Annotated in this window: 21 protein-coding genes; 13 read left to right on the top strand and 8 right to left on the bottom strand. The window is 72.2% G+C overall.

Annotated features, from left to right (window positions below; translation table 11 throughout):
- Window positions 1-42: 42 nt before the first annotated feature.
- The 3 genes from KBX46_RS05355 (at window position 43) to KBX46_RS05345 (ending at window position 3,030) form a co-directional block, all read left to right on the top strand.
- On the top strand, window positions 43-1,209 hold the full coding sequence (locus tag KBX46_RS05355) for an acyl-CoA dehydrogenase family protein (protein WP_210791282.1): 1,167 nt from the start codon (window positions 43-45) through the stop codon (window positions 1,207-1,209).
- 85 nt (window positions 1,210-1,294) lie between these two features.
- The gene (locus KBX46_RS05350) at window positions 1,295-2,353 is read left to right on the top strand and encodes a type III polyketide synthase (protein WP_374224938.1); all 1,059 of its coding nucleotides are present in this window, start codon (window positions 1,295-1,297) and stop codon (window positions 2,351-2,353) included.
- Window positions 2,354-2,385: 32 nt separating this feature from the next.
- Window positions 2,386-3,030: a hypothetical protein gene (locus tag KBX46_RS05345; RefSeq protein ID WP_210791277.1), complete on the top strand. Its 645-nt coding sequence runs from the start codon at window positions 2,386-2,388 to the stop codon at window positions 3,028-3,030.
- Window positions 3,031-3,110: 80 nt separating this feature from the next.
- Here KBX46_RS05345 and KBX46_RS05340 read toward each other — a convergent pair whose 3' ends face one another.
- Entirely contained in the window at window positions 3,111-3,797 is a 687-nt protein-coding gene (locus tag KBX46_RS05340; RefSeq protein ID WP_210791268.1) for a hypothetical protein, read from the bottom strand.
- A 328-nt stretch (window positions 3,798-4,125) separates the two neighbouring features.
- Between KBX46_RS05340 and KBX46_RS05335 the strand changes: the two genes are divergently transcribed.
- The 4 genes from KBX46_RS05335 to KBX46_RS05320 are packed head-to-tail and all read left to right on the top strand — an operon-like array spanning window position 4,126 to window position 6,901.
- A complete protein-coding gene (locus KBX46_RS05335; RefSeq protein ID WP_088950500.1) occupies window positions 4,126-4,611 on the top strand; it encodes a CarD family transcriptional regulator in 486 nt (161 codons plus the stop codon).
- A 56-nt stretch (window positions 4,612-4,667) separates the two neighbouring features.
- Entirely contained in the window at window positions 4,668-5,363 is a 696-nt protein-coding gene (gene ispD, locus KBX46_RS05330; RefSeq protein ID WP_210791266.1) for a 2-C-methyl-D-erythritol 4-phosphate cytidylyltransferase, read from the top strand.
- Between the two features lie 13 nt (window positions 5,364-5,376).
- On the top strand, window positions 5,377-5,862 hold the full coding sequence (ispF, locus tag KBX46_RS05325) for a 2-C-methyl-D-erythritol 2,4-cyclodiphosphate synthase (protein WP_210791471.1): 486 nt from the start codon (window positions 5,377-5,379) through the stop codon (window positions 5,860-5,862).
- A 10-nt stretch (window positions 5,863-5,872) separates the two neighbouring features.
- Entirely contained in the window at window positions 5,873-6,901 is a 1,029-nt protein-coding gene (locus KBX46_RS05320; RefSeq protein ID WP_099849079.1) for a tetratricopeptide repeat protein, read from the top strand.
- 136 nt (window positions 6,902-7,037) lie between these two features.
- On the opposite strand, the gene KBX46_RS05315 is transcribed toward KBX46_RS05320, so the two are convergent.
- Entirely contained in the window at window positions 7,038-8,204 is a 1,167-nt protein-coding gene (locus KBX46_RS05315; protein WP_210791264.1) for a homogentisate 1,2-dioxygenase, read from the bottom strand.
- A 94-nt stretch (window positions 8,205-8,298) separates the two neighbouring features.
- Between KBX46_RS05315 and KBX46_RS05310 the strand changes: the two genes are divergently transcribed.
- The 6 genes from KBX46_RS05310 to KBX46_RS05285 all read left to right on the top strand — a co-directional run bounded on the left by KBX46_RS05310 (window position 8,299) and on the right by KBX46_RS05285 (window position 13,189).
- Window positions 8,299-9,168, top strand: coding sequence for a hypothetical protein (locus KBX46_RS05310; RefSeq protein WP_210791262.1), 870 nt, complete (start codon window positions 8,299-8,301; stop codon window positions 9,166-9,168).
- Window positions 9,165-10,361 carry a fumarylacetoacetase gene (fahA, locus tag KBX46_RS05305; RefSeq protein WP_210791260.1) on the top strand — a complete coding sequence of 399 codons (1,197 nt, stop codon included), beginning with the start codon at window positions 9,165-9,167 and terminating at the stop codon, window positions 10,359-10,361. Before KBX46_RS05310 ends, fahA begins: the two co-directional genes overlap by 4 nt.
- Window positions 10,362-10,535: 174 nt before the next feature.
- Window positions 10,536-10,745, top strand: a complete 210-nt coding sequence (locus KBX46_RS05300; protein WP_088950494.1) for a DUF397 domain-containing protein — start codon at window positions 10,536-10,538, stop codon at window positions 10,743-10,745.
- Window positions 10,746-10,888: 143 nt separating this feature from the next.
- Window positions 10,889-11,371 (top strand): SRPBCC family protein, encoded by a 483-nt coding sequence (locus KBX46_RS05295; protein WP_210791258.1) that lies wholly within the window; start codon window positions 10,889-10,891, stop codon window positions 11,369-11,371.
- A 101-nt stretch (window positions 11,372-11,472) separates the two neighbouring features.
- Window positions 11,473-12,729: a PQQ-binding-like beta-propeller repeat protein gene (locus KBX46_RS05290; protein ID WP_210791256.1), complete on the top strand. Its 1,257-nt coding sequence runs from the start codon at window positions 11,473-11,475 to the stop codon at window positions 12,727-12,729.
- 100 nt (window positions 12,730-12,829) lie between these two features.
- Entirely contained in the window at window positions 12,830-13,189 is a 360-nt protein-coding gene (locus tag KBX46_RS05285) for an LPXTG cell wall anchor domain-containing protein (protein WP_210791254.1), read from the top strand.
- An 85-nt stretch (window positions 13,190-13,274) separates the two neighbouring features.
- On the opposite strand, the gene KBX46_RS05280 is transcribed toward KBX46_RS05285, so the two are convergent.
- From KBX46_RS05280 to hppD, 6 genes are all read right to left on the bottom strand, one after another.
- A complete protein-coding gene (locus KBX46_RS05280) occupies window positions 13,275-14,231 on the bottom strand; it encodes a hypothetical protein (protein WP_210791252.1) in 957 nt (318 codons plus the stop codon).
- A 94-nt stretch (window positions 14,232-14,325) separates the two neighbouring features.
- A complete protein-coding gene (locus KBX46_RS05275) occupies window positions 14,326-14,880 on the bottom strand; it encodes a hypothetical protein (protein ID WP_307871405.1) in 555 nt (184 codons plus the stop codon).
- A 137-nt stretch (window positions 14,881-15,017) separates the two neighbouring features.
- Entirely contained in the window at window positions 15,018-16,121 is a 1,104-nt protein-coding gene (gene hisC / locus KBX46_RS05270) for a histidinol-phosphate transaminase (protein WP_099849068.1), read from the bottom strand.
- Window positions 16,118-17,146, bottom strand: coding sequence for an RDD family protein (locus KBX46_RS05265; RefSeq protein WP_141911529.1), 1,029 nt, complete (start codon window positions 17,144-17,146; stop codon window positions 16,118-16,120). Before KBX46_RS05265 ends, hisC begins: the two co-directional genes overlap by 4 nt.
- Window positions 17,143-17,850 carry an RDD family protein gene (locus KBX46_RS32355; RefSeq protein ID WP_210791250.1) on the bottom strand — a complete coding sequence of 236 codons (708 nt, stop codon included), beginning with the start codon at window positions 17,848-17,850 and terminating at the stop codon, window positions 17,143-17,145. Before KBX46_RS32355 ends, KBX46_RS05265 begins: the two co-directional genes overlap by 4 nt.
- Window positions 17,851-17,861: 11 nt before the next feature.
- The gene (gene hppD, locus KBX46_RS05255) at window positions 17,862-19,067 is read right to left on the bottom strand and encodes a 4-hydroxyphenylpyruvate dioxygenase (RefSeq protein WP_210791248.1); all 1,206 of its coding nucleotides are present in this window, start codon (window positions 19,065-19,067) and stop codon (window positions 17,862-17,864) included.
- Between the last annotated feature and the right edge of the window lie 53 nt (window positions 19,068-19,120).

Here is a 19,120-nt window from a genome sequence, read left to right as displayed (position 1 = left end):
TCCGGGCCTGGCGGGGGTATGGGACGCCGAGGAGGAGACGATATGACGGTGCAGGCGCTTGAGGCGGCCCGCCGGTTGGCGCCGCGGTTCGCCGCGCGTGCGGCGGACCACGACCGGGACGGTTCCTTCCCCGTCGAGGACTTCCGTGACCTGCGGGAGGCTGGCCTTTTCGGGTTGATGGTGCCCCGGGCACTGGGCGGCATGGAGGCCAGCTTCGCCGAGTACGCCGCGGTGGCCACTGAGCTTGCCCGGGGCAACGGCGCGACGGCCCTGGTGTTCAACATGCACGCCTCGGTGACCGGTGCCCTGGGCGCGGTCACCGAGGAGTTGGCCGAGGCGTTGGGTGTGCCGGACGAGGCGCTGGTCGCCCGGGACCGGCTGCTCACCGCTGCGGCTCAGGGCTCCTGGTACGCGGTCGCGATGAGCGAGCGTGGCGCCGGTGCCCGGCTGTCCCAGCTGACCACGGCGTACGAGACGACCGACGAGGGTTGGCATCTCAAGGGCAGCAAGACCTTCTGCTCCGGCGCCGGGCATGCCGACGGTTACCTGGTGGCGGCGCGCAGCGCGGCCGACCAGTCGGTGGTCTCGCAGTTCCTGGTGCCGGCCGGTGACGGGTTGACAGTGGAGCCGACCTGGGATGCGCTCGGCATGCGTGCCACCTCCTCGCACGACCTGCACCTGGACGTGACGGTTCCGGCGGACCGGCTGCTCGGCGGTGTGGAAGGGCTGGCGCTGGTGGTCGCCCAACTGATGCCGCACTGGCTGGTGGCCAGCTACGCGGCGGTGTACGTGGGGGTGGCCCGGGCGGCGATCGACGCGGCGGCCGAGCACCTCAACGCCCGCAACCTGGCCGGTCTGCCGGCGGTGCGGGCCCGACTGGGCCGGGCGGACGCGGCCACGGCGGCCGCCCAGCTGGTGGTCGCCGAGGCGGCCCGTCGGGTGGACGAGGCGCCGGGTGACGAGGAGACCAACCGTTGGGTGTGGCGGGCGAAGCTGCTCGCCGGCACCACGGCCGCCGAGGTCGCGGCGTCGGTGTTGGAGGCGGCGGGCACCTCGGCGACCCGACGTGGTCATCCGTTGGAGCGGCTCTACCGCGATGCCCGCTGCGGCTCGCTGCACCCGGCCACCTCGGATGTCTGCGCCGACTGGCTGGGCATCGCCGCCCTGGGCGGCGACCCGGACCGCGACGGATCGGCACCGCGTTGGTGAGCCGGCCCTGCGGGGCTCGCACGCAAGATAGGCCAGCCGAGGCGGCTGGTGGGACGGCCAGGGGGAGGACAGCATTTGACGAGAGGTGGGGATCGTGTCCGTACCAGTGATCGCGGGGCTCGGGATTGCACAGCCGCCGTCCGCTTCGCAGGACGAGTTGTGGGAGGGCTACTTCTCCCGGCACTTCACCGGCACCACCAGGTCGTTGGCCCAGCGGATCTTCGCGCACTCCGGGGTGACCCGGCGTCAGGCTGCGGTCAACCCGCTGTTGGAGGACGTGTCGGACTGGCCGACCGAGCGCCGGATGCGTCGCTATCAGGTCGAGGCGCTGCCGTTGGGCAAGGAGGCGGTGGGCCGCGCGTTGACCGCAGCCGGCTTGGACGCCGGCGACATCGGGCTGTTCATCGTCTGCTCCTGCACGGGCTACGCCACCCCCGGGCTGGACATCCTGCTCGCCCGGGACCTCGGCATGGCCGCGGACACCCAGCGGATGTTCATCGGCCACATGGGCTGTTACGCGGCGATGCCGGGCCTCGGTGCGGCGAGTGACTTCGTCACCGCGCGAGGACGACCGGCGCTGCTGCTCTGCGCGGAGCTGACCAGCCTGCACATCCAACCGTCGAGTGCCAGGGTGGACACCCAGCAGATCGTCTCCCACGCGCTCTTCTCGGATGCGGCGGTCGCCGCCGTGGTCACGCCGAGTGGCCCGGGGTACGCGTTGCGCGAGGTCACGTCCGTCACCGACACCTCGACAGCGGACCACATGACGTGGGACGTCACCGACGCCGGTTTCCGGATGGGGCTGTCACCGAAGGTGCCGCAGGTGCTGTCGAGGCACGTCCGTGCGCTGGTCGACGATCTGCTGGCCCGGCACGGTCTCACCAGTTCCGAGGTGGACGGCTGGGCGGTGCATCCGGGCGGGCCGCGGATCCTCAACGTGGTGGAGCGTGAGTTGGCGTTGCCGCCGCAGGGTCTGGCGGCGTCCCGGGCGACGCTCGACGAGCACGGCAACTGCTCGTCCCCGACCGTGCTGCTGATCCTGGACCGGCTGGGCCGTGCGACTCCTGCGGCTCGACGTGTCGTCATGTTGGCGTTCGGTCCCGGCCTCACCCTGTACGCCGCTCTGCTCGATCGACAGGACTGATCACCTCCTCCTCCGGCCGGTACGCTCGCTGGATGGATACGACGGCGGACGACCGACTGCGTTCGGTCGTCCTGGTGGGTGCCGCGGTGGCCGTGCTGGCCGTTGGTGGCTGGTGGTGGCAGGCCGCCGCGCCCGCCTCGACGGCCAGGTCGGCTGCTCCTTCGGAGACCGTCCCGTCCACCGGGCCGAGTGTGAGCACGGCGCTGGAACGCGCCCTGGTCACCGGGGCGCCCGGTGAACGGCTGACGATGCGGGTGGACGCGAGCGGCGAGGTCGTCAGCATCCCGGAGAGCGTACGGACGGAGATCGACCCGGAAACCGGCAAGATCATCGACATCGACGGCAATCTCGCTGCCCTCTTCTTCGGGGATGATCTGCCCTCGTTCCGCGACACCGTTTGGCAGGAGCGGGCGACACTCGCTCCGGGGCAGAGCGTGGTCCGGCAGGCAGCGGGCGACAGTGGCCGTCACCTCCTGCAATACCGGTGCACCAGGCCGGGCGCCATGCTGGTGAGCGTCTCCGGGGCCGGGCTCGCCGGGCCGTCCCAGATCGACTGCGACGGCACGGTCGCCAGCGCCGAGGTGCTGGCGCACGGCAGGCCGTTCCGGGTGTCGCTGTCGGCGACGGGTGAGCGGGAGATCGACGTGCAGGCGCAACTCGTCTTCCTGCCGCGCTAGGCCGCCAGCCGCGCTCGGGCGCGTTGCGCCGCACTCCACGCGCTGAGCCGCGACCAGGCCGCTCAGGCGGTGAGCCGCGCTCAGGCGCCGAGGGCGGTCAGCTCACCTCGGTAGGTGTCCACCGGCCCCAGGTCGGGCAGCACCAGGGTCACCGTGCCGGCGCGGTCGACCAGCAGGGCGGTGGCGACGCCGGGGCGGGCCGGTTGGCCCAGGAAGGAGCGCAGCCCTCCGGCGGGGTCGGCCAGCGCCCGGACCTGCGGCCGGTTGGTCGGTGGGGCTGGCGCCGTCCGGCCGCCGCTGACAGTCACGACGGAGACCCCGGCGGGCGCAGCCGTCAGGGCGTCGGCGACGCGGTCCGGGCAGGGACAGCCGTCCAGCAGGATGATCATGGCGGGCAGCAGGCCGCGCAGTGGCACCGGTGCCTGGCCCGCGTCGACCAGGTCCAGGGCGGGCAGGGCCCGCCCGGCGAGGGTCGCGGGTGGCGAGTAGGGCGCCGGGGTCGGACGGTCGCTGCGGCTGGCGCGTGGCCAGGTGACCGCGACCAGGCCGGTCAGCGTGGTGAGGACCGCCACCAGCAGGACCAGCAGCGGTAGGCCCAGAGCGCGGCTGCGGGGCAGGCCGGTGGCCCTGCGGAGTTCACGGCGGATCTGGGCGGCCTCGGCGGCGAGCGCGGAGGCGTCGTCGGGAACCACGACACGGCCCCACTCGGGCGGCAGACCGGGCAGGCCGTCGGTCGGCCCGTGGCCCTCTGCGTCCGGCTTGCCCATCGGACCCCCTGGAAGCGTCTCGAGAGCGGAGTGCGGCTCGGTCTCCAGGGTCGCGCACCAGGGGCTCCTCCCGCTACACCTGGGCGCAGTCCCGCTGGCCGGGCTACCATGGGAGGAGCGCGTAGCCCTTGATCTCGACGTTCCGTTCACCCGTACCGGGCAGTCATTCGTTCGTTACGGAGCGTGTTCGAACCATTGGTTTGACCGCCTGTCAAGCTGAAGCAAGACCTCTCACAGGGCCCCTGAGCTGCGCCAATGGTCAGGACATCGGAGAGACATCAGTGCCTGACCGTGTTACCCTAGACACAGCGAAAGGGGTTTCGAACCTATGGTTTTCAGTGTCGGCGAGACCGTTGTTTACCCCCACCACGGGGCCGCACTCATCGAGGCAATCGAGACTCGGATCATCAAGGGCGAGCCTAAGAAATACCTCGTCCTGAGGGTCGCGCAGGGTGACCTGACGGTCCGGGTGCCCGCCGAGAATGCCGAGATCGTGGGTGTGCGCGAGGTGGTCGGCGAAGAGGGCCTGGGCAAGGTCTTCGACGTTCTCCGGGCTCCGCACACCGAGGAGCCGACCAACTGGTCGCGGCGTTACAAGGCCAACCTGGAAAAGCTGGCCTCCGGCAACCCGCTGAAGGTCGCCGAGGTCGTTCGCGACCTGTGGCGCCGGGAGCGGGAGCGGGGCCTTTCCGCTGGTGAGAAGCGGATGCTGGCCAAGGCCCGCGACATTCTCGTCGGTGAGGTCGCGCTGGCTGAGAAGAGCACCAAGGACGAGGCGGAGACGCTGCTCGACAAGGTCCTCACCGAGGCCTAGTCCGCACAGCATCGTCGTACCCACTTCGTAGCAAAGAAACCACCGAGGACCGTGACGTGACCGCGCAGCTCAATCCGCGCGGTGACGTCGCGGTCCTCGTGCCTGCGGCGGGTGCCGGCGTACGTCTCGGCCCCGGCCGACCCAAGGCACTGCGCCTGCTCGGCGGCGAGCCGCTCCTCGTGCACGCCGTGCGACGGCTGGCCGCCGCACCGTCGGTGCACACGATCGTGGTGGCCGCGCCGGTCGCCGAGGTGGCGGCCGTCCGTGAGCTGCTGGCCCCGGTCGCGCCGGTGATCGTGGTGGCCGGCGGCGCGGAGCGACAGGCGTCGGTGGCCGCCGCGCTGGCCGCGGTGCCCGCTGGCCCGACGATCATCCTGGTGCACGACGCCGCCCGCGCGCTCACGCCGCCCGAGCTGGTCGAATCCGTCGCCGCGGCAGTCCGGGACGGGCGTGACGCGGTGATCCCGGTCCTGCCGGTCGTCGACACGATCAAGGAGGTCGGCGCCGACGAGGTGGTGCTCGGCACCGTCGACCGTTCCGCCCTGCGCGCGGTGCAGACCCCGCAGGGTTTCCGCCGGGCGGTGCTCAGCGCCGCGCACGCCGCAGCCGGTGACTCCCTCACCGACGACGCCGGTCTCGTCGAGAAGCAGGGCGTGACGGTGAGCTGCGTGCCGGGCTCGGAGTACGCATTGAAAATCACCCGACCGTTCGACCTGGCTCTGGCGGAGCATCTGCTTGCCGCCGGCGGTTGACGCGTACGCTCTGATCATGATCGTTCCCCGGGTGGCCATCGGCACCGACGTGCACGCGTTCGAGCCGGGTCGGCCCTGCTGGGTGGCCGGGCTGCTCTGGCCCGACCAGGACGGCCTTGCCGGGCACTCGGACGCCGACGTGGTCGCGCACGCCGCCTGCAACGCGCTGCTCTCCGCCGCCGGCCTCGGTGATCTCGGCTCCGTCTTCGGGGTGGGTGAGCCGGAGTGGGCCGGCGCGTCCGGTGTGGCGCTGCTGACCGAGACGGCCCGCCGGGTGCGGGCCGCCGGCCTGGAGATCGGCAACGTGTCCGTGCAGGTCATCGGCAACCGTCCCAAGATCGGCAAGCGTCGTGCGGAGGCGCAGGAGGTGCTCTCCTCCGCCGTCGGCGCCCCGGTCACCCTGTCCGCCGCGACCACCGACGGGCTCGGTTTCACCGGCCGCGAGGAAGGGCTCACCGGCATCGCGGTGGCTCTGGTGTACGACGCGCCGGCCGCCTAAGCTCGCCGCGATGTCCAGCGATCCCGCTCCCGACCAGTCCGCCGCCGACGGCTACGTCCAGCGCGCCCAACTCCTCGCCGAGCTCGGCCGCCACGACGAGGCGGCCGGCGAGCTGACCTACGGGCTGGCCCTCCAGCCGGACGACGTGGATGCCCTCACCATGCTGGCCCGGGTGCACCTGGCCGCCGACCGTCCGGCCGAGGCGCTCACCGCCGCGGACACGGCCGTGGCCGCCGCACCGGAGGCGCTCCCGCCGCTGGTCGCCCGGGGCATGGCCCTGGCCGATCTGGAGCGCTACGCCGAGTCGGCTGCCACCGCAGACCGGATCCTCGCCCTCGGCCCGGCCGACGCGTACGCCCAGCGCAGCGCGGCGGCTATCCTGGCCGGCGCCCGCAACGGCCAGCCGGCGCTGAACGCGGCCTGGCGCGGTGTCGAGCTGGCACCGGAGGAGCCGCAGGCCCATCTGGTGCTCAGCCTGGTCGCCGCCCGGCTGGACCTGTTCGACCTGGCCGAGCGGGCCTACCGGGAGGCGTTGCGGCTCGACCCGCGCCTCGCCGAGGCCGGGCACGAGGTCGGTGTCATGCGTCTGGAGCAGCGCCGCTGGTCGGAGGCGTTGGCGCACGTGGCGGACGCGGTGTCGATCAGCCCGAGCCGAGTCGACTCGCCGCGAACCCTCGCGTCCGGCCTGCACCGCCTGGTTCTCTACGGGGCGGGCTGGTCGCTGGTGGCGGCGGTGCTGGTCGCGGTCGCGGCGTCGGCGAGCGACGGGTTCTCCCGCATGCTGGCGGTGCTCGCCGCGCTCACCGGTGGGATCGTCGTCTGGCAGCTCGCGGCCCGGTTGCCCGGGCTGGCCCGGACCGTCCTGCCCGCCATGCTGCACTCTGACCGCGCGATGGCCCTGGCGGTCTACGCCGTGGCCGCCGCGCCGGTGCTGCTGCTGGTGTACGCGGTGATCGGCTCGCCATGGCCGCTGGTGCTGGCGATCGCCGCCACGGCGATCGCCGAGTTCGCCGTGTTCACCCGCACCGCGATCCGCTAGCCCTCTCCGGCAGCACCGCGACAGATCAACAAGCGTCGCCCAGCTCGCGCACGTCAGGGTTTCGCCGGAGCCCGCCCGCGTCGGGATCAAGCCTGACCGCCCAGAGCGGGTGGGCTCCGGCGAAACCCCAGCGCGACTAGACCGAACGCGCCCAGGTCCAGGCGTATCCCTCGTCCTCGCAGCCGGTGGCGGCGTCGCAGAGATCCAGGGGGCGGAACGTGTCGACCATGACGGCCAACTCGTCGAAGTAGTCCGCACCGATGGAACGCTCGGCTGCACCCGGCTGGGGACCGTGGGTGAACCCGGACGGGTGCAGGGAGATCGAGCCCTGCTCGATGCCGGAACCGCGCCGGGCCTCGTAGTTGCCGCCCGTGTAGAAGAGCATCTCGTCGGAGTCGACGTTGTGGTGGTTGTACGGCACCGGGATCGCGTCCGGGTGGTAGTCGACCTTGCGGGGCACGAACGAGCAGATGACGAAGTTGGGGCCCTGGAAGGTCTGGTGCACCGGCGGGGGCTGGTGGATGCGCCCGGTGATCGGCTCGAAGTCGTGGATGGAGAACGCCCACGGGTAGAGGTGCCCATCCCAGCCGACCACGTCGAACGGGTGGTTCGCGTAGACGTAGCGGGTCCAACCACGGCGGTGGCGGACCAGCACCTCGACCTCCTCACCGTCGACGAGCAGCGGCGAGTTGGGGCCGCGGACGTCGCGCTCGCAGTACGGCGAGTGCTCCAGGAACTGGCCGCGGACGGAGAGGTAGCGCTTGGGTGGGCCGATGTGCCCGGACGCCTCGACGGTGAGCAGGCGGACGGGCTGGTCACCGGTGGGCACCAGCCGGTGGATGGTCGAGGTGGGGATGATGACGTAGTCGCCGGCCACCGCGTCCAGCGCCCCGAACGGGGACTCGACCCGCAGAGTGCCCGACTCCACGTAGAGGCAGTGGTCGCCGGTGGCGTCGCGGAACAGCGGTGAGGGGCGGTCGGCGAGCACGTAGCCGATCCGTACGTCGTCGTTGGCGAGCAGGTACTGCCGGCCGAGGACGGGGTCGGAGCCGCCGGTGTCCAGTTTGTGGGTGCGCAGGTGGCGGGGCTTGAGCGGCAGGTTCGGTGCCCGGGTGAACGCGTGCGGGGTGAACTCGTCGGCGGCCAGGATCGCGGTGGGCGCGTGCCGGTGGTAGAGCAGGGACGAGTCGGAGGAGAAGCCCTCCTGGCCCATCAGCTCCTCGGCGTAGAGGGTGCCGTCGGGCTGGCGGAACTGGGTGTGGCGCTTGCGCGGCACATCGCCGACGCTGCGGTAATACGGCATCTCGCCTCCCGATATGTTCCGTTCACCGATCAACCGCGTCCGATAATCGGACGCTGTTGTCCGTTCCTCGTAGCGTCCCGTACATTCTTGTTCCGTGTCAACGCAGGTGCCCGCACTCCTCGACGGCCTGGTGGACGACGCCGCCGTCTTCCCCCCGGGCAGCGCCACGCTGCCCGACGCGCTGACCGCCCACCGCCGACACCGCGCAGCCTGGTACTCCGACCTGGTCGGCCCGCTGCTGATCCCCGCCTCGACAGTCTCGGCGGGCGAGCTGACTGGTCTGGTCGACCCGGGTGAGGGCCTGGTGATCGGGCTGATCGGTGACACCGGGATCGGGAACCTGCCGTACGCGCTCTCGTTTCTCGCCCCGGACGGCGTCACCGCCCGCCAGGTCGAGGTGGCCGTCGCCAAGCGCGGCGAGGACCCCCTGCCCGGCATCGCCGAGCTGCTGCGGCTGACCGATGCGCTGCCGGACGTCGAGGCCGTCTACGCCGAGCTGCCCCTGACCTTCGGGCTGATGGGCGCGCTGGACGCACTCGCCGCGGCCCGGAACGACGGGGTGCCCGTCGCGGCCAAGTTCCGCACCGGTGGCCTGGCCGCCGAACTCTTTCCCACGCCAGCCGAGCTCGCCGCCGTGATCTGCGCCTGCCGCGACCGGGGCCTGCCCTTCAAGCTCACCGCCGGGCTGCACCAGGCCGTCCGGCACCTGGATTCGGAGACCGGGTTCACCCACCACGGATACGCCAACGTGCTGGCCGCCACCCTGGCCGCCGCCGACGGCGACGGTGTGGAGGCGGTCGCCGAGTTGCTGACCGTGGTCGACCCACGCCCACTGGTGGAGCGGGCGACGACACGACTGGACCTACCGCGCCCACTGTGGGTGGGCTTCGGCTCGTGCAGCATCCTGGAACCACTGACCGATCTGATCCGGCTGGGGCTGGTGAACGGGGGCTACGACGCATGACCTGGGTGACCGGCGCTGACGGATCGCCGTACGGGGTGACGAACCTGCCGTACGGGGTGTTCCGGTCCGACGAGGGTCAGCCGCGCATCGGCGTACGGATCGGGTCCTGGGTGTTCGACCTGGCCGCCGCGGAGGCAGCCGACCTGGTGCTGGCCGCCGGTGCGCTGTGCCGGCCCACCCTCAACGAGTTCATGGCGCTGGGCCGTCCGCAGTGGACGGCGGTGCGGCAGCGCATCACCGAGCTGCTGACCGACCCGGCGCACCGACCCGCGGTGGAGCCGCTGCTGGTGCCCCTCGACGACGTGGAGATGCTGCTCCCGATCGAGGTGGCCGACTACGTCGACTTCTACTCGTCCGAGCACCACGCCTCGAACGTCGGGCAGATCTTCCGCCCCGGCCAGCCGCCGCTGCTGCCGAACTGGAAGCACCTGCCGATCGGCTACCACGGGCGGGCCGGCACCGTGGTCGTCTCCGGCACGCCGGTGATCCGACCGACCGGGCAGCGCGCCTCCGCCGAGGGCCCGGTCACGGGCCCGTCCGTACGCCTCGACATCGAGGCCGAGGTCGGCTTCGTGGTGGGCGTGCCCAGCCCGATGGGGCGTCGGGTGTCGGTCGACGACTTCGCCGACCACGTCTTCGGAGTGGTGCTGGTCAACGACTGGTCGGCCCGGGACATTCAGGCCTGGGAGTACCAGCCGCTCGGGCCGTTCCTCGGCAAGTCGTTCGCCACCTCGGTCTCGGCCTGGGTGACGCCGCTGGACGCGCTCGGCGACGCGTTCGTGCCCGCCCCCGACCAGGACCCGCCGGTGGTCGACTACCTGCGTGACGTGCCGCACCTGGGCCTGGACCTCCGACTGGCTGTCGAGTGGAACGGCGAGCAGGTCAGCGAGCCGCCGTTCGCCACCATGTACTGGACGCCGGCTCAGCAGTTGGCGCACCTCACCGTCAACGGCGCGTCACTGCGCACCGGCGACCTGTACGCCTCCGGCACCGTCTCCGGTCCGGACCGATCGCAGGTCGGCTCGTTCCTGGAGCTGACCTGGGGTGGGGCGGAGCCGGTGAAGGTGGGCGACGAGAGCCGCACCTTCCTCGCCGACGGCGACACGGTGACCATCACCGCCACCGCGCCCGGCCCGGACGGCACCACCATCGGCCTCGGCGAGGTCAGCGGCACCATTCGTCCGGCCAACTGAACGGTCGCATTCCATCCGTCTCGTGCACGGGACCGGTCATCGCACAGCCCGTGCGATAACCGGCCCCGGTTGACCCGTTGATCGTCCGGATCCCGTTGCCTCGCCGCGCGATCCGGGCCGGGCTCCGCCCGGCTCTCAGCGGTGGGGCTTCCATTGCACACGGAGGTAACGACGATGCACGATCTTACGGGCGCAATCTGGCGTACCAGCAGCCGTTCGAACGACCAGGGGCTCTGCGTGGAGGTCGCGGACAACCTGGTTGACGTCCACGGTCTGGTCGCGGTCCGCGACTCCAAGGACCAGGCCGGCCCCACGCTCGCGGTCAGCCCGCCGGGGTGGACAGCCTTCATCGGCGCGATCCGGGCCGGTCGATTCGAGCACTGACCGGAGCATCGGCACCGGTCGACGACGTCCGGTGCCGAGCAACGGTCCAAACGGACAGCGCGGCCTCCGGGTGGTGGAAATTCCGTCCCGGGGGCCCCGTCCGGCCCTCACTCCGCGTACCGTCGGGGACACGGGAGGGTGGCATGTCGACGGTCGCGGTTACCGGGTTCATCGAGGCGCACGCTGTCGATGTCTGGCGTCTGCTGACCGACCTGCCCGGCCGTGCGGCCCGGCTGAGCGCCGCCGGCCCGATCGAGATCCTCACCCCGGGGCCGTTCGGCCCGGGCACCGCCTGGCGTGAGGAGCGCGCCCAGCCGGGCGGCGGCACGCTGAGCGAGGAGTTCCTGGTGGTGGAGGCAGTCGCTCCCCATCGGCTGGTTCTCTGTTCCTCCGGTGCCGGCGTGGATTACCGCATCACCTGGAGCCTGCGTCCGGTCCGTCGTCGCCGCCGGGGTTGCACGGCGATCACCGTCAGCCAGGAGGCGGCGCCGACCGACCCGTACGGTCGGGTGGTGGCGCTGCTGCTCGGCGGTCTCGCCGCGCGGGCGGTCGAGGTGGCGTTGCGGCGTGATCTCGCCGACCTGACCGTCGCGGCCGGCGTCCTCGGCTCGGTCGAAGCCGCCTGAGCGCCGACCCGTCAGATCCGCCCTCCGCGCGACCGTCGTCGCCGTGACCTGAGCGGGGTGCGGCCGGTTCCGCTGGGTAGGGTGCCGGTCGGAGGTGCGGCATGGGGTTCCCGAGGGGTCGACGACGGCTCGTGATGGCGGTCGCGGCGCTGCTCGCGATCGCAGCTGTCGCGGTCATCGTCCACCGGGTGCTCGCACCGGCGGAGGTGAGCACGCTGGCGCGGGGTGACTACCCGCCCCCGGCCCGACCGGCTGCCGGAGTGATCGGTCGGTTGCCGGTCGCCCCGTTGATCGTGGACGGGCGACTGCGGGTGTACGCCGCACACCGTCAGGTCTACGCCGACCGGCCGGTCGACGGGCGGTACCGGACCAGCCCGTACTGGTCGTACCGGCGCTGGCCCGCCGAGCTGACCGGGATCGTCGCCAGCGGCAGCACGGTGGTCAGCCGCTGGTCCGACGGCCAACTCGTCGCCCTCGACGCGCGGACCGGCGGCGTGCTCTGGAAGGCCGACGGTCCGAAGCCGGCCGCAAGCACGGCGGTGGTGCGACGTACCTGGGCGGCCCCTGTGTGGGACCCGCGCGGGCTCCAGCTCGCCGACCTCCCGGGCGGTCGAACGGTGCTGCTGGTCAGCGGGGACGCCCAGGCGCGCGGGGTCGAGTTGAGCGACGGCCGGGAGCTGTGGCGGGTCGACCTGCCGGGCAGGTGCCGCAGCGACGTCGGCACCAGCTCCTCGGGACAGCTGATCGGCCTGGACACCTGCGCCGGGCCGGCCACGATCGAGTTCCGGGACGCCGCGACCGGCGTCGTGCGCGAGCGCTGGCGACCGCCGGGTGGCCCGGACGAGTTGGTGGTGACTCCCATCGGCTGCCGTACCGGCCAGTCGGACTGCCTCGCCCTGCGGACCTCCGGTCCGGGTGACGAGGGCGGCCGGGGTTGGTTGCTCGGTGCTGGTGTGCCGGTCGCCGCCCCGGCGCTGGATCCGGCCGGCGCGGTGCTGGTCGGTGACCAGGCCGTTGTCGTGCTCGACGGGGTCGCGGTGGGCCGGTCGGCGGCCACCGGCACGGAGCTGTGGCGGTCCGAGGGCCTGGGTGCGGCCCGGGTGCTGGCCGCGCAGCCTGGCCGGGTGCACCTGCTGACCGAGGCGAACGACCTGGTGACGCTGGATCCGGCGACGGGTACGCAGTTGTCCCGCTTCCTGCTCAACGTCGGCTCGGACGGGACCGGCTGGGTCCCCGGGGCGGTGGCGGCGGCGGACGGTTACGTCGCTGTCGAACGACTCCGCAAGCCGGTCGACCCGGACGGTGACGACCAGCGCTACTACTACACCGGCGAAGCGGTGATCCTGGCTGCCACCTGATCGTGGCGTCTTCGGCACCTGAACCCTCGACCAGCCCATACCCTTTGTCCAGAAAGGGTAGGTTTTTCATGGTTCAGGTTTCCGGGAAAGGGGTCGGCGCATGGGTCGGACAGCAGCCAGCTACCTCGTGGGCGGCGCGCTCGCCGCGACCGCGAGCCTCGTGCTGGCGGTCCCGCCGGTGCTGAGCGTCGACCCCGCATCGGCGCGCGGGATCAGCGCCGTCCGGGCCGAGCCGTCGGCGGACACCGGCGTCACCTTCGAGATCCTGCCGGCGACACCGACACCGACACCGACCCAGCCTCCACCCACTCCCACGCCCGACCCTCCTCAACCCACGCCCAGCCACGGTGGTCAGTTGCCGGTCACCGGCCCGGGCGGGTCGACACTGTTGCTCGTCGGGCTGGGCGGGGGTCTGCTCCTCGTCGGTTGGCTCGCTGTCCGCCGGAGGCGGCCGGTCTGACCTGAGCCTCCGGCCAGGCCCGTGCGGCCTCCGGCCGGCGGCCTGTGCCCTCAGGCTGGCGGCCCGTGCGGTCGCCGGCGTGCTGTCAGCCGCCAGCGCGGATCCGCTCCCTCGGCCGGCCGGCTGGCGGCCGACCGGATCGCCGGGATCGGCGGACCAGCACCGCGAGGCCGGTGACCAACAGCAGGCCAGCGACGGCCGCCCCCACGGCCCAGCCGGACATGATCCGGCTGACGACGCTGCCCCGTTTTCCGACCTGACCCGCATCGGGGAACTGGACCTGCGCGGTGACGCTTCGCTTCACCAACCCGCTCTCCAGGTTCACCTCCGCTTTCCAGGGGCCGTTCGGCAACTCGACCGGGAATCGGGCGATGACCTGCCCGGCGTTACCCGGTGCCAGCGTGACGCCCTGCCCGATCGGGAAGGGGCCGGCCCGGCTGCCGGCTGGACCGTCGGTCAGGGAGACCGTGCCGGTCAGATCGAGGGCGCGGCCGCCGGTGTTGCGGACCTGGACGGTCACCGACGGGTCACCCTCCGGGCCGCGGGCGGGACGTACCTCACCGATCGAGAAGTCGGAGACCGGTTCGCCGCCGGGCCCGATGTCGAGGTACATCCGGACGCCGACCCGGTGGACCTGTGTCACCTCACCGCTGGCCCGGGGTGCCGAAGCGGTGGACGCCCAGATCACCCCGTACCTCTCGCCCTTCGAGGCGGTCTGCGGCACCGTGACGGTCGCCCGGACCCGGGCCTCGCCCCACGGTTGCAGTTCCAGCGCGCGCTGGTCGAGGGTGACCCAGGAGGTCAGCTCGTTCTCGGCACGACCCTCGCCGAAGCGGAACGCGGAGGCTTCCAGGGTCGCGGCTGCCGGATACACGTCGACGCGACGGGTCTCGTCGGTGCGGTTGACGATCAGCAGTTGCCGATTGATGGTGGTGCCCGGCGGTAGGTGGTCGACGACGTAGCGCAGCGCCCGAGGATCGGTGCGGCGGTCGGCCGGGGCTTCCAACAGCCGGATCCCGATGGCCCCGTCGTCCGACCCCACGTCCGGTTCGACCGCGCCGGCCCGGGTCGACAGACCCGGACCGGCGAGGCAGAACAGAGCGAGCGTGACCGCGATGGTCGACCGCCCCCGGGGGCTACGCCACCGAATGCGTCACCGTGCCGGTGTAGACGCCCGCGATGCTGTCCAGCGGGACGTTGACCACCAGGGTGGGGTTCCAGCTGGCGGTGTTGCCGCCGGTGCCGCCGCTGTGGGTGAACGCGGTGAGCGGGGTGGCGCTGGACAGCGGATCGGCGTCGCCGGCGGCCGCCTGTCCCGGCGTGAGGGTGCCGTCGCCGGTGGACGCCGTCGACGGGCCAGACCAGTAGTTGATCTCCTCCGGTAGGACCGTTTCGGGCGGTGAGCCACCGCCGGTCTGGAAGACCGTCGCCGTCACCGAGGCGACCCAGGACGCGTCGGTGGCGCCCCGGGAGTCGGTGACGGTCACCGTGCCGAGCTGGCCGGTGATGGTGCCGCCGGGGGCGCCGTCACCGAGGTCGGCGGCGGCCGGCGCGTCGATGTCGAGCGTGCCGGCGAGCACCTCGAAGGTGGTGGTCGTGGTGTCGGTCGGCGCGGCAGCGGCCGGTGCGGCGAGGACTCCCACCATCGCGGCGGCGGCCGCCCCGGCGAAACAGATCTTGGCAGTACGCACTGTTCGTTACCCCGTTTTCTCGAAGTGAGCCGGTGTGCGTCCTCGCACGACCGGCTGCTTCGAAAGATAGGGGTAAAAACACCCTAAACAGGACAAACGCCCTCTTATGTCACTGGTTGGTCACACCAGGTCGACGCTCAGGTCAGCGCCGCCTCGGCGGCGGCCAGGAACGCGTCGTTCTCGGCCGGGGTGCCGATGGTGACCCGGACGCCGTCCCCGGCGAACGGCCGGACGATCACGCCACGCGCCTCGCACGCCTTGCCGAACGCCACCGCGCGGTCGGCCAGCGGGAGCCAGACGAAGTTGGCCTGACTCGTCGGCAGGTCCGGCACGAACTTGCGGACAGCCTCGGTGACCCGGTCCCGCTCGGCGACGACCAGGGCGCAGCGGCGCTCCATCTCGGCCGCCTGGGTCAGCGCCGCGAGCGCACCGGCCTGGGCCGCCGTGCTGCTGGAGAACGGCGTCGCCACCTTGCGGATCGCGGCGGCCACCACCGGCTGGGCGACCAACCAGCCCATTCGCAGCCCGGCGAGCCCCCACGCCTTCGACAGCGTGCGCAGCACCGCCACGTTGGGCCGGTCCAGGTAGTCGAGCCCGTCCGGCACCTCCGGGTCGGTGACGAACTCCCGGTACGCCTCGTCGATCACCACCAGCACGTCGTCCGGCACCGCGTCGAGGAACCGGTCCAACTCGGCCCGGCGCAACGCCGTACCCGTGGGGTTGTTCGGGTTGCAGACGAAAATCACCCGGGTCCGGTCGGTCACCGCCGCGGCCATCGCCGCCAGGTCGTGCCCGTGCCCGGCGTCGTTGGGCACCCGCACGCTGGTCGCGCCGCTGGTCGCCACGATGATCGGGTACGCCTCGAACGACCGCCACGAGTAGAGCACCTCGTCGCCGGGCAGGCAGGTGGCCCGGACCAGGTGCTCGGCCAGCGCCACCGAACCGCAGCCGGTGGCGATCCGGTCGGCGTCCACGCCGTACCGCTGGGCCAGCGCGTCACGCAGCGCGACCACGCCCATGTCCGGGTAGCGGTGCGAGGTGGTGATCGCCTCGGTGACCGCCTCCACCACGCCGGGCAGCGGCCCGTAGGGAACCTCGTTGCTGGCCAGCTTGATGGCCTCCGGCAGGCCCAACTCCCGAGCCAGGTCGGCAGGGCTGCGCCCCGGCACGTAGTTGGGCAACGCGTCCAGGTCGGCGCGGGTCAGCCGCAGCGCCGGCTGGTGACGTCCGGAGTCGGTCATGGGGTGTCTCCCGGGGGCTGGTCGCGGTCGTTCGAGGGGGCGGAAGCGGGGCGGTAGGGGACTTCGACGACCACCGTCTGCGCGCGCTTGTCGTGCAGCGCCTGGCGCAGAGGGTGGTCCCAGAGGGGGGACAGGGAATCGACGAATTGCAGCACCAGGCCGATCCCGGCGCAGTACCAGAGCAGCGTCGGCAGGCCCAGCGTGCTCCACCGGCTCAGCGCCCGGCCGAAGCCCAACGGCTGGTCAGCGGCCATCGGCACCGCCCGGATCCGCATCACCCGCTTGCCGACGGTCTGCCCACCGGCGGCCATGGCGGGCACCTCGAACGCCAGCCACAGCGCGGTGGCGATCAGCAGGATCACCACGAGGAGCGATCCTGCCTGCTCGCCGGGAACGGGCAGGCCCTCGGCGGAGGTGTCGCCGCGCGCGGCGCGCCGGAACAACTCCTGCCAGTACGGTGCCCACTCCTGTGCCCAGCGCCAGACGAACCAGCCGTTGACCACCACGTTCAGTGCGAGGAGGAGCGCGAGGTCGATCAGCCGCGCGGTGAGCCGGCGGCCGTAACCGGCCAGCCTGAGGCCGTGCGGCCGAGGCTCGGGCGGTCGTATCACCCAGCCGGGGTGACCAGCCGGAGGCGCCCAGCCGGGTTGACCGGCCGGGGGCGTCCCGGCGGACTGGTCACCCGGAGGGGCCCAGCCGGGAGGACCGCCCTGCGGACCCCAACCGGGCGGGCCGGCCTGCGGTCCCCAGCCCGGGCCGTGACCCGGCGGCGGGCCGTACCCCGGTTGTGGTCCGGGTTGTGGGCCCTGGTGTGGCGGCCAGCCGGGTGCGACGGGCCCCGGGGAGGTCGGACCGGAGGTTGGGGGCGTGGGCGGCTCGGGCGGCGTGACCGGCTCGGGCGGCGGTGGACCGTCCGGCGGGGTGGCGTCGACGGGAATGGGCGCGCCGAGCCAACCCTCGCCGTCCCAGTAGCGCCGGGTCTCGGTGTCGGCGGGGTCGACGTACCAGCCGGGTTGCACACTCACGAGGACACCTTAACGACGACCGTTTCGGCGAACTTGTCGTGGAGGCACTGCTGCCACGGCTTGTCCCAGAGCTGCCAGAGCCCATCGAGGTAGCTGCTCCCGGGGACCAGCGAGCCCGCCAGGTACTGCACCACCCACCGTCGCCCGGCCATTCCCCGGTTGAGCGTGCGGGTCGGGTCGAGCGGCACCACCCGCAGCTTCATGGCCTTCTTGCCGAGGGTCTGACCGCGGCGCTTGAGGTATTCCACGTGGTAGAGCCAGTAGAGCCCGAGCATCACCACGATGAGCCCGAACTGGAGCAGGATCATCGGCAGGAAGAAGTCCACGAGGAAGACGGCCGGGTCGGGTTCCACGAAGGTCCCGTCCGGGTTGGTCCGGGTCATCTCGCTGAACATGCGCAGCCACAGGATGACGAGGAACGGGCTGAACAACGCCAGCGACACGGCGGTCGCCAGCGCCGTGTCGATCAGCCAGGCCAGCAGCCGGTCGGCGAAGCTGGCCAGCGGCTGACCGCCCGGGCTCAGCGGCGGGGGCAGCGGGCCGGGTGGTCCGGCGTGCCACTGCGGCGGGGCGTAACCGGGTGGGGCGTACTGCGGCGGCGCGGCGTACCCCTGCGGGTGTGGTCCGGGCGGCGGCGCGACGGCGCCGGCGGCGGGCTGAGGCCCACCGACCGGCGGCGTCGGGTACGACGGAGGCTGCGTCACGCTCGCAAGTGTTACAGGTTGCCGCGGGCTTCCTGCTCCCGCTCGATCGCCTGGAAGAGCGCCTTGAAGTTGCCCTTGCCGAAGCCCAGCGAGCCGTGCCGCTCGATCAGCTCGAAGAAGACCGTCGGGCGGTCCTGCACCGGCTTCGTGAAGATCTGGAGCAGGTAGCCGTCCTCGTCCCGGTCGACCAGGATCTTGCGGGCCTTCAGCTCCTCGATCGGCACCCGCACGTTGCCGATGCGGGCGCGCAGCTCCGGGTCCTCGTAGTACGAGTCCGGGGTGTCCAGGAACTCCACACCGGCGGCCCGCATCGCGTCGACGCTGGCCAGGATGTCGTTGGTGGCGACGGCGATGTGCTGGGCGCCAGGCCCCTGGTAGAACTCCAGGTACTCGTCGATCTGCGACTTCTTGCGGGCGATCGCCGGCTCGTTGAGCGGGAACTTCACCTTGCGGGTGCCGTTCGCCACGACCTTGCTCATCAGCGCCGAGTAGTCGGTGGCGATGTCGTCGCCGATGAACTCCGCCATGTTGGAGAAGCCCATCACCCGCTTGTAGAACTCGACCCACTCGTCCATCCGGCCCAGCTCCACGTTGCCGACCACGTGGTCGACGGCCTGGAAGAAGCGCTTCGGCTGGATGCCGGCGTCGATCATCGGCTGCCGGTTCACGATCGGGCCACGGGCCACGAAGCCGGGCAGGAACGGCCCGGTGTAGCGGGACCGGTCGACCAGGGTGTGCCGGGTGTCGCCGTACGCGGCGATGGCGGCCATCCGGACCGTGCCGTGCTCGTCGGTCACCTCGTGCGGCTCGACGACGCTGGTGGCGCCCTGCGCGATGGCGTGCGCGTACGCGGTGTCCACGTCCGGGACCTCCAGCGCGATGTCGCTGACCCCGTCGCTGTGCCGGGCCACGTGGTCGGCGCCGTCGGCGTCCGGGCGCACCATGCCGGTCAGCACGAACCGGGCCGAGCCGCTGGTCAGCACGTACTGGGCGTGGTCCCGGTAGCCCTGCTCGGGCCCTCGGTACGCCACGCAGGTCATGCCGAACGCGGTGGAGTAGTAGTGGGCGGCCTGCTTGGCGTTGCCGACCAGGAAGTGCACGTGGTCGAGGCCCCGGACCGGGAACGGGTCGTGGCTGATGTCGTGGTCGACTGCGCCGACGAGCCGGTCGACGTCAACGTCCTCGGTCGACTGGGGTCGGTCGATCGCCTGGGTCATGGTGGGCTCCCTCGCGTACCGGCCGGCCTTGTGGGCCGCCGTGGTCGGTTCTT

Source organism: Micromonospora sp. C81 (assembly GCF_018070425.1).
Taxonomy (GTDB): domain Bacteria; phylum Actinomycetota; class Actinomycetes; order Mycobacteriales; family Micromonosporaceae; genus Micromonospora; species Micromonospora zamorensis.
Note: the sequence above shows the minus strand (reverse complement) of the source record. Positions and strands in the feature narration are given on the sequence as shown.